Consider the following 9,300-nt stretch of genomic DNA (forward strand, 5'->3'; position numbering starts at 1 on the left):
CAAGTGGATAAAACAAAATAATAGTAAGCAATTAATCAATCAAGGATATGGGTCATTTGCATTCACACCAGTCCAGATAGATCTTCAGAAGTCTCTCATCCAGAAACTGCAATGCCTGTCTGCGCATCTCTTCCGGTACTCCATAGTATGCCCCGGCAATAGATCCAGTAATACAGGCAAGGGTATCACTGTCTCCACCTACAGATACTGCAGTTCTGATGGCATCTTCAAAGCTTTCTGATTCCAGGAATGCTTCGATTGCCTGTGGTACCGTTTCCTGACAGGTTTCATTGAACTGATAGGTATCTTTGATTTCTTCGATCGTAAAGTTCAATGCATAATAGCTTTCTGCTGTGTGTTTGAGAAAATCCTTGTCTTTTCCCTGCAGGGCATACCAGGTTAATACAACAGCTGCTTCTGCGCCTTTGAGGCCTTCGGGATGATTGTGGGTGACTTTGGTAACGGCCTTTGCAAGCTGCTTTACTTCCGGTAAGGATCCTGCCGCATATGCCACGGGGCCCACTCTCATGGCAGCACCATTGCCAAAGCTGCGATATGGCTTTGGATGGTCAGAATACATCCATTGATAGAAATGACCTCCATAGCCACAGTCAGGGTATGGCCTGCCATCTTTCTGCATGTATTCCACTGCCTTTTCTTCAAGATCACTGTAATCCTTTCTGCAGTGCATCAGGGCATCACAGATGGCAAGTGTCATGATGCTGTCATCACTCGCAAAGCAGTGATGACGATGATAATCACCAAACATGACAAAATCCTTTTTCCGATCATTATCAAACTCATAGACAGAACCGGCGATATCACCAATGATGCCGCCAATGACATTTCTTTGATCGATCATTCTGCTATCACTCCCTCTCTTACTTCTTTACGTAATACTGACACTTTGCCCCTTCAAAGAGAATCTCATACGGTTTGTTGTTTGGATAAACATCACACATGTCAAGTAATGCGCCATGCACAAAGACGCCTTTTCCTTTGCGGTCCTTTTCACGAAACACACAGTCACGGCACATGCACTTGTTTAAATCCGGTCCGCGAAACTGCATCGGTGCACATGTATTGGGAATTCTTTCTGCCATGATCATCATCTTTCTGCTTTGCGTGTCTGATAGTCCTGTTCAATATCATCTTTCCAGTGCATTGAGAGCTTTTTGCCAGAACGGATGGTTCCAACGACATCGCTCATTACCGCATAGTGCAGTCTGATGCCTTCTTTGTCACAGTTGAAATTCACCGCATGATTTGCACCAATACCAAATCTTTCTGCTGTTTCTATGGCATCGATATTGGCACCCAGGAACAGAAACTCCCATCCGTACTTTTCTTTCTGACGCGCAATCATCTTTTTTACCTGTTGGATGGAATATCTTCTGCTTGCATTTTCCATGCCGTCTGTTGTGATGACAAACAGTGTGTGTGCTGGCACATCTTCTTTGCCTGCATACTTATGGATATTGCCGATATGGTGAATGGCACCTCCTAAGGCATCCAGCAGCGCCGTACTGCCGCCGACAGAATAGTCTTTCTCACTGAGCTGAGGCACCTTCTGGATATCCAGTCTGTCATGGATCACAACCGGATGGTTATTAAACAGCACTGTAGAAACAATCGCATCCCCTTCCTGTTTCTTCATCTTTTCAAGCATGCCATTGAAGCCGCCGATGGTATCCTTTTCCAGTCCCTGCATGGAACCGCTGCGGTCAATGATAAATACAACTTCTGTAAGATCTTTTCTCATATAAAATCCTCCCATCTATTTACATTGTTAATGTAATGGATGGAAGGATGGATTTGGTCGTTTGTCAGGCGACATTTATTCACCAAGCAGCGGCTGATGATATTTGAACAAGGCAGCATTGATCTTATAAATGTCATAGTCTTTGTTAGAAACAAAATACATGATGATCAGATCAAAGGGATTGCTTGGTGATAGGGCAATGCCTGCCCGCATCAACAGATCATTCAGGGTCTCAAGATCCAGATGCAGGGCAATGGCAAAAGCCACGGCTGTTTTCTTCTTGGGCTGATAGTCTTTCCGACTGCGGATATGAGAAAACAGTTTCCGGTCAATATTGGCTTTCTTATACACTGTCACATCATCCATGCCGTTAGCATCAATCAGCTCAAACAGACGTTCCTGGAATGTTTTATCTGTATGTGCAACAACCTCATCCAGACTCTTGCCAGATAGATCATAGGTTTCCTGCAGCAGCATTTCCGGCTCTTTATCTCTTGCAGCACTGCTTTCCTCATTGACATCCGGATGCCATCTGCTTCGAACAGACATAGTACCATCATGGCTGTATTCTGCATCCTTAAGTGCAGTGACACCATGATCATCAATGTATTCGCCAATGCCATCAGACAGCTTCTTTGATAAGGCAAATGATGCACTGTCAAAGACAACCAGGATTACCTGCATGTCATGTGATAACAGGAAACTACTGATCTCATGCAATGCAATCTGCAATGCCAAATCTTTTGGAAACTGATAGACACCAGTTGCGATCAATGGAAAAGCAATGCTGGTACAGCTAAGCTGCTTTGCCAGTTGTAATGAATTCCTGTAGCAGGATGCCAGGATCTTCTTTTCACCATGTTTTCCATCAATCCAGGAAGGACCAACGGTATGAATGATGTATCTGGCATCCAGTGCAAATGCCTTGGTAGAAACAGCCTGACCAGGCAGGATCTTACCAACCCTTTTTCTCTGTGCAAGCAGCTGCTCTTTACCAGCTGCTGCATAGATGGCACTGTCTGTGCCTGTACCAATCAGAGGCAATGGATTGGCTGTATTGACAATGGCATCTGCTTTCACTTTTGTAATATCGTTTCGAATGATCTGAAATGGCACTGGACTACCTCACTGGATACAACTGTTTTCATTGTATCATGGTCACTCACCATTCTCCTCTCCTGGCTGGAAAAGGATTCCCTGATCCATCCTGGGCACAGTATTCATTTCTGTTGGGACTTTCACACGGATGATGCAGCAGAAAATCCGTGTGAATTTCCATTACGCAAACCAAAAAGAAAAAATCGCTGTTTGCGCGGTTTCCTCATACATCAAACACATATCCTGGTCCTGGAGACCAATCAATCATTGAATTCCGGATCAACTGTAATATAGCTCAATGCATCCTGAATCAATGATGGTAATGGTTCCGGAAAGAAATTGTTTGTTGTTTCGATCTGCTGCAGTTTAACACAAAGTTCATCTGCTGCTGTCTTTGCATCTTCTCTATCTCCATCTGTATACAGTACATGGAGCTTTTCAATAATGGCATGGAATCGATCTGAAAACATTGGAATATAACGTTCTGGCAGAAAGCGTTCATCGCAATATAAAGCAATCACATGATCTGCTTCCTCCAGCAGTGAATCAACGGTGATTTTTTTACGTATCAGATAGTCATCATTGCCAAGGACACGTTCTGTCTGGCTTGTGATTCTGAAATCCAGTCTGAAACCTTCATACATGGTCAGTGCATTGGCAAAGTCATCCGGTGTAATATACCTGCCGTCTACCAGAAATAATGGATTCTCATCGTCATCGCAGCTGATGACAAGGGATCCCTTATCTTTGACCAGATAGTATTTTCCATCATCGCAGATTGTGTTGCATGCTGGGTCATCCGTTTTCTGCAGCGTATGTGTGTTTACAATCTTATCAACAGTTCTCTGCAGATCATTAACGGCATCAGCTCCATTCGCTGCCATACTGTTATAGATTTTAGCCTGGTACAGGCCGTTTATTTCAGAAGCAGTCCATTCAATCTTGTCATCAAGAACCATGGCAGTCACATCAAATTTCCTGTTAATTTCATTCTCCATGTCATACACAGAAAACTGCCTGTCATAAACAAGATCAGGCAGTCCTTCTTGATCCAGCTGCAGATGATTCCAGCAGTCCAGACAATAGTAATGATGATCGAGTTGAATCACAGCAGTCTGCTTTTTACAGCGGTCACAAAGTTTATCAGCCATAGTATTGCCCCCTCTTATGACAATCTTACACACATGCCATCACGGTGACAATGGCCATAGAGATGGCCTCTGTGATCAGTGGCACCATGGCTGCATAGTATGCCTTCATGGCTTCCATTTTGTAGTAGAGCACATAGAGGATCATACTGATGACAAATGCAATTGCGATGAGAATCATGGCAATTGTATTTTGTCCTGCTGTATAGATCTGCCCTGCTGTCAGTGTGTTGATCACAGATACTTCTAACATTGCCCAGGCAGTGATCAATAGCAGCTCGGTTGTGACGGGCCGTTTGAGGAGACCTCTTGTAATGGCCATTAGGACGAAATAGACGATGATGCCGCCAAGGATGATTGTTGATCCGTTGAGCTGTGGATTCTGCTTTAAAGGCAGTGTATTGAGGCCATAGAGGGTTAATGCTGTGCCTGCCAGGCCGCATCCTGCTGTGATGAGCAATAGTATGCCATTGATGCCGCCTGTGCGGTTGACGATGACATCCGGCTTATAGCATAGACTCCACCAGATCACATAGAAGATACAGCAGATGACTAACAGGATCTGTCCTGTGATGACCTTATGCATCAGTCGTAGAGGACCTGGGAAAGGAATGTCTTGGCTCTTTCGGTTTCAGGGTGTGTGAAGAATGCTTCGGAAGAGTTCTGTTCAATGATTTCGCCATGGTCAAGGAAGACTACTTTGTTGGCTACCTTGCGGGCAAAGCCCATTTCATGGGTGACGACAAGCATGGTCATGCCCTGCTTGCCTAGATCCTTCATGACTTCCAGTACTTCCTTGATCATTTCGGGATCCAGTGCACTCGTGGGCTCATCAAAGAGCATGACTTCCGGGTGCATGCACAGTGCTCTTGCAATGGCGACACGCTGCTGCTGGCCGCCAGACAGCTTGGAGGGATAGGCATCTCTCTTGCTTTCCAGACCTACCTTCTTCAGGTATTCCATGGCCGTGGCTTCGGCTTCTTCAGCAGACTTGCCTGCCACGCTCATCGGTGCCAGCATGCAGTTTTGTAATACAGTCTTGTTGGCAAAGAGATTGAAGTGCTGGAAGACAAAGCCCATCTTCTTTCTCTGGGCAGCATATTTCTGTTTGTTGGAGCGGTCCATGACCTCCCCATCCAGTGAAATTGTGCCGCTGTCTGGTACTTCCAGGCCATGGATACACCGGCATAAGGTACTTTTGCCAGAGCCGGAGGGACCGATCAGACAGACAATGTCACGGTCATCAATTTCCAGGCTGACATCTTTGAGTGCCTGGACATCTTTGAATGTCTTATTAAGATGCTCTACCTTGATCTTAGTCACTGACGGCCATCCTCCTTTCCAGCTTCTTGGATAAGTATGATGTGATGATGGTCAGGATCAGATAAATGATGCCGGCCATGATCAGCGGGTCCAGATAGTCATAGTATTTCTTGCCAAGTACTTCTGCTCGATAGAGCAGTTCCAGAGCGCCGATACTGGAGATCAAAGAGGAGTCTTTGATCAGGGTGATGAATTCGGATACCAGGGGTGGAATGATGTGACGGAAGGCCTGGGGCAGGATGATTTCTTTCATCATGGTCTTGTAGCCAATGCCCAGTGTTTCGCAGGCTTCCCACTGGCCTTTGTCTACGCCCTGGATGCCAGAGCGGATCAGTTCCGTCTGATAGGCACCGGAGTTAAAGGACAATGAGAGAAGGCCTACGAGATATGGGTTGGCTGACATACGGGTACCGGTGATTCTTTGATAGAGGACCGGGATGCCAAGATAGAAGAACAAGATCTGTAAGAGCATTGGTGTGCCCCGGAAGAGTTCGACATAGATGTTGGCAATGACATGAAGAACTTTGGAATGGGACAGTTTGGCGGCGGCTAAAAGAATACCGATGACGCAGCCAATGGCTACGGCACCCAGTGCTAAAAGCAATGAGATGCCGGCACCCTGCACCAGAAACTTCAGATTGTCTGTGGTAAAAATATCAGACATGCATTCACTCCCTTACTAGTTACAACAGCTGCTTATTCAGCTGCATCAAGACCATACTTGCTTGTCAGTGTCTTGTAATCATCACTTGCCTTGAAGGCAGCCAGAGCCTTGTTGATGGCATCCATGAGTTCGGTATTGCCTTCCTTGGCAATGATATGTGTGGATTCATCCTGCAGAACACCATCAAGCATCTTGAAGTTACCGGTTGCTTCATAGTTCTTGGCAACCGCAATATCCATGATCACGGCATCATAGCCGCCGGCCTTCAGTGTTTCTACGGCAATGCCCATATCCTCTACTGCCGTTGTATGATCCGGAGAAAGACTTTCAGCAACGGTTTCACCGGTTGTGCCAAGCTGGCAGCCAATGTTGGCATCCTTGAGCTGATCAGTAGAAGTGATCTTGCTGTCAGCAGCGACCAGAGCCACCTGACCGGATTCATAGTACGTATCTGAGAAGAGAACCTTTCTGTCCTTATCATAGGTGAAACCGGAAATACCAAGGTCTACCTGATCTGCCTGGATACCGGAGATGATGGTATCAAAGCTCATCTGTTTCCATTCATGCGTATAGTTATAGCCGTTTTCATCCAGCCAGTTGAACAGCCATTCGCCCATATCATAGTCAAAGCCGGTCAGCTCACCGCTTGTGGTGATGTCATCAAATGGCGGATAGTCAGGTGAAATGCCAATGACAATGTTCTGTGCTTTACCAGAAGCAGCAGATGATGAAGATGATGCAGCAGCTGTGGAAGAAGAACCACAGGCAGTCAGACTCAGTGCAAGAATAGCTGTAACAGCAGCAGATACAAACTTTTTCATTTTCTTTTCCTCCCTTTGTTTGTTTTGATGTGAATACATGTTATTTCTCTCATTCCTTCTTCGTCGCTCACCCTGCATCACATCACCCCCTGTCCTTAGAAAGAAAAAATGCCGTCTCATATCCAGAGACGACATTACACCGCGGTACCACTCTGATTGCTGACAAATATATCAGCCATCTCAATCCTGTAACGCCGGACCGCGTTTCTTCCTACTGCTGTTTCAGAAGAACTTCTCCCAGATGCGCTTCTCTGTAAAGGTTGCCACCGGACTTCCACTCTGTTCCGGCTCGCTGCTGGGCATTCACAGATACTCTTCTGTTCTTCGAACTTGTTATTACCTTAGTTGCAAACATGAAATTTGTCAATGACAATTTTCATGAAAGATTCACAGTATTTTCATCTGCTATCGTGATCCTGGCCATTAGCGCAGCGTACCATCTTCATGGAAACGCTGGTGCAAAGCATGTTCAGTAACGGGTATGGTCAGGATCATAACAACAAGCTGAATCATGGTAATCATCATGCCGCCATAGCCTGTCGTATCCTGATCTCTGCCTAAAAACAGCAGCATGCATAGTGCACTGATCGGCAGCAGTATAATCCCGCAGCGCAGCCATAGTCTTGCAGAGATCTGGTGGGCATATTTCCATGTGTCCATGTTTTTCATGGACATGCGTGTGCGGTAACCGCAGATGTGGTTGATTTCAGCGGGATAATGCTTTGTAAAGATGATGCCGATGATGATCATGGTCACAGGTATGATCATGGTCATCACCAGCATATATGTCCAGAATGTCATCAGTCGTATGCCAGGTCTGGTCTTCTGTTATCAATGATGTTCCAGAAGTCATAGAACTGCTTTTCAGTGATCGTGCCACCTAAGCTGTAGATATGATAGTCTTCTGCTTCCCAGCGGTAGAAGACACCGGTCTTTTCAAAGCCGTTCTTCTTGTAGAAATGAACGCGCTTGATGCGCTGGTGGTAGTTTTTAGCACCGAGTTCCGGCTCTTCCAGGTCAGCAATGATGATCTGGTGCGGGAAGAGTTTTCTGGCAAGGGCTACGGCCTGGCTGCCATATCCCTTCCCTCTCTGGGCATCATCAATGGCAAAGTATGTAATGTGTGTGATATTTCCTACAGTTAACGGTGCCATGAAGCCGACAAACTGGTCTTCATCCAGGAAGTACAGGATCTCACTTGTGTTGGTATGATCCAGTACGCTTGGATGTAAGTCAACACGCTCATTGGCTGGAAAAGCACTGTCATAAAGCTTTCTGATCTTCTTGATTACGTCTGAATTCTCTTCGGTTAATCGTTTGGCAATCAGCATAAATAAAACAAAATATCTCCCTTCGGCATGTCAGCCTGGCACCATGATTCATTCAAAGACACGTTTGAATGCTTCATAGTTGTACGGATCACGTCCCGTCTTTACGGCAAAGAGAATCGTATCGAAATACTTTCCCATGCCCATCTGGTATATCACGGTATGGAAGTAGGACGCAACCCGCATGGCATCATGGCCAAAAGCACCACAGCCCCATGCACCGGTACATATTGTACGATAGCCATGTAAAGAACAGATTAAGAAGAACTGGTACAAACGCTTTACCATGTAGTCATCGAGCTCTGACATGGTAATGCCGTGTACCTTGGGATTATACAATAGATTGGGAGCAGCTAATGTCAGTACGGCGGTTGTGCGTGGCGAAGATAACAGATGATTCCCGCCATCACGGAATACTTCAACGCATGGAGACAGAAGCATGTAGTCCGTATTGAACACAGAAGAAGAATGAATATTGGCATCATACATGACACGAGCAGATGAGGATGAAATAGAAGCATACAGTGTACTTTCTCTGCATAGTGTCTCTTCCTGGGCACGGGCACCAGACAAATAGCCACCGCCTGGATGATAGGCATTGGCAAAGTTCATGACCACATCACATGGCACTGCAAAGCTGTCATCATTGATGACAGAGATCTTGCAGACAGAATCATGCAAAGGAGAAGATAATACAGCAGAAGAGATATCAGATGGTGAAACAACAATCACCTTCTGATGATCCGCAAGAGAATGCGTAAACTCTACTTTCTTTCCATCTTTGACATAATAGTTCTGCAAAACAATCTTCTTATTCTCAACAGCAACAGATCTTAGATCACGATACATATAAGTTACCTCTTATCTTTTCCAGGTCTGACGGGATCCATACCCTTCTTTCTTCAAAGAAGAATCAAGCAGTGTCATCTCATCTGGAATGATCTTGATCAGCCACATAGGTTCCGGCAGCTTCTTCAGCATTTCAGCAGGAATATGACGAATAGAAGCTTCCGCAACGTATTCCTTTAAGGGCATATTAACAAATCAGTGAATTTTAGCTCCTTGCATAGATGATAGTGTAATGATGGTTTTTCACCAGTTGATTCACTTCCAGCCATGATAACGTATTCTTTCTTTGATTCATCACATACTTGTC

13 protein-coding genes and 1 other annotated feature are annotated in these 9,300 nt (G+C 45.4%); all 13 genes read right to left on the bottom strand.

Translation table 11 applies throughout. The features are described 5' to 3' along the window. Positions 1 to 52: 52 nt before the first annotated feature. On the bottom strand, positions 53 to 862 hold the full coding sequence (locus SOI44_RS10260; protein WP_331349122.1) for an ADP-ribosylglycohydrolase family protein: 810 nt from the start codon (positions 860 to 862) through the stop codon (positions 53 to 55). A 19-nt stretch (positions 863 to 881) separates the two neighbouring features. After that, a complete protein-coding gene (locus SOI44_RS10265; RefSeq protein ID WP_331349123.1) occupies positions 882 to 1,103 on the bottom strand; it encodes a hypothetical protein in 222 nt (73 codons plus the stop codon). A 5-nt stretch (positions 1,104 to 1,108) separates the two neighbouring features. Continuing rightward, entirely contained in the window at positions 1,109 to 1,762 is a 654-nt protein-coding gene (locus SOI44_RS10270; RefSeq protein WP_331349124.1) for a vWA domain-containing protein, read from the bottom strand. Between the two features lie 75 nt (positions 1,763 to 1,837). Continuing rightward, positions 1,838 to 2,878 (bottom strand): macro domain-containing protein, encoded by a 1,041-nt coding sequence (locus SOI44_RS10275; protein ID WP_331349125.1) that lies wholly within the window; start codon positions 2,876 to 2,878, stop codon positions 1,838 to 1,840. Positions 2,879 to 3,120: 242 nt separating this feature from the next. Next, complete coding sequence (locus tag SOI44_RS10280) at positions 3,121 to 4,011, bottom strand: DUF7713 domain-containing protein (RefSeq protein WP_331349126.1); 891 nt, start codon at positions 4,009 to 4,011, stop codon at positions 3,121 to 3,123. A 25-nt stretch (positions 4,012 to 4,036) separates the two neighbouring features. Beyond that, positions 4,037 to 4,594, bottom strand: coding sequence for a hypothetical protein (locus SOI44_RS10285; RefSeq protein WP_331349127.1), 558 nt, complete (start codon positions 4,592 to 4,594; stop codon positions 4,037 to 4,039). Then, a complete protein-coding gene (locus SOI44_RS10290; RefSeq protein ID WP_331349128.1) occupies positions 4,594 to 5,331 on the bottom strand; it encodes an amino acid ABC transporter ATP-binding protein in 738 nt (245 codons plus the stop codon). Before SOI44_RS10290 ends, SOI44_RS10285 begins: the two co-directional genes overlap by 1 nt. Beyond that, positions 5,324 to 5,995: an amino acid ABC transporter permease gene (locus tag SOI44_RS10295; RefSeq protein ID WP_331349129.1), complete on the bottom strand. Its 672-nt coding sequence runs from the start codon at positions 5,993 to 5,995 to the stop codon at positions 5,324 to 5,326. The genes SOI44_RS10290 and SOI44_RS10295 overlap by 8 nt, the downstream gene beginning before the upstream one ends. Before the next feature lie 32 nt (positions 5,996 to 6,027). Next, complete coding sequence (locus SOI44_RS10300; RefSeq protein WP_331349130.1) at positions 6,028 to 6,816, bottom strand: transporter substrate-binding domain-containing protein; 789 nt, start codon at positions 6,814 to 6,816, stop codon at positions 6,028 to 6,030. Between the two features lie 121 nt (positions 6,817 to 6,937). Then, positions 6,938 to 7,150 (bottom strand) — a binding site (T-box leader). A gap of 89 nt (positions 7,151 to 7,239) precedes the next feature. Next, a complete protein-coding gene (locus tag SOI44_RS10305) occupies positions 7,240 to 7,617 on the bottom strand; it encodes an SdpI family protein (RefSeq protein ID WP_331349131.1) in 378 nt (125 codons plus the stop codon). After that, positions 7,617 to 8,147 (bottom strand): GNAT family N-acetyltransferase, encoded by a 531-nt coding sequence (locus SOI44_RS10310; RefSeq protein WP_331349132.1) that lies wholly within the window; start codon positions 8,145 to 8,147, stop codon positions 7,617 to 7,619. Before SOI44_RS10310 ends, SOI44_RS10305 begins: the two co-directional genes overlap by 1 nt. 48 nt (positions 8,148 to 8,195) lie before the next feature. Then, the gene (locus tag SOI44_RS10315) at positions 8,196 to 8,993 is read right to left on the bottom strand and encodes a TIGR02452 family protein (protein ID WP_331349133.1); all 798 of its coding nucleotides are present in this window, start codon (positions 8,991 to 8,993) and stop codon (positions 8,196 to 8,198) included. A 12-nt stretch (positions 8,994 to 9,005) separates the two neighbouring features. Beyond that, the gene (locus SOI44_RS10320) at positions 9,006 to 9,179 is read right to left on the bottom strand and encodes a hypothetical protein (RefSeq protein WP_331349134.1); all 174 of its coding nucleotides are present in this window, start codon (positions 9,177 to 9,179) and stop codon (positions 9,006 to 9,008) included. Positions 9,180 to 9,300 lie beyond the last annotated feature (121 nt).

Origin of the sequence: Lactimicrobium sp. (genome assembly GCF_036453465.1) — a bacterium.
Taxonomy (GTDB): domain Bacteria; phylum Bacillota_I; class Bacilli_A; order Erysipelotrichales; family Erysipelotrichaceae; genus Bulleidia.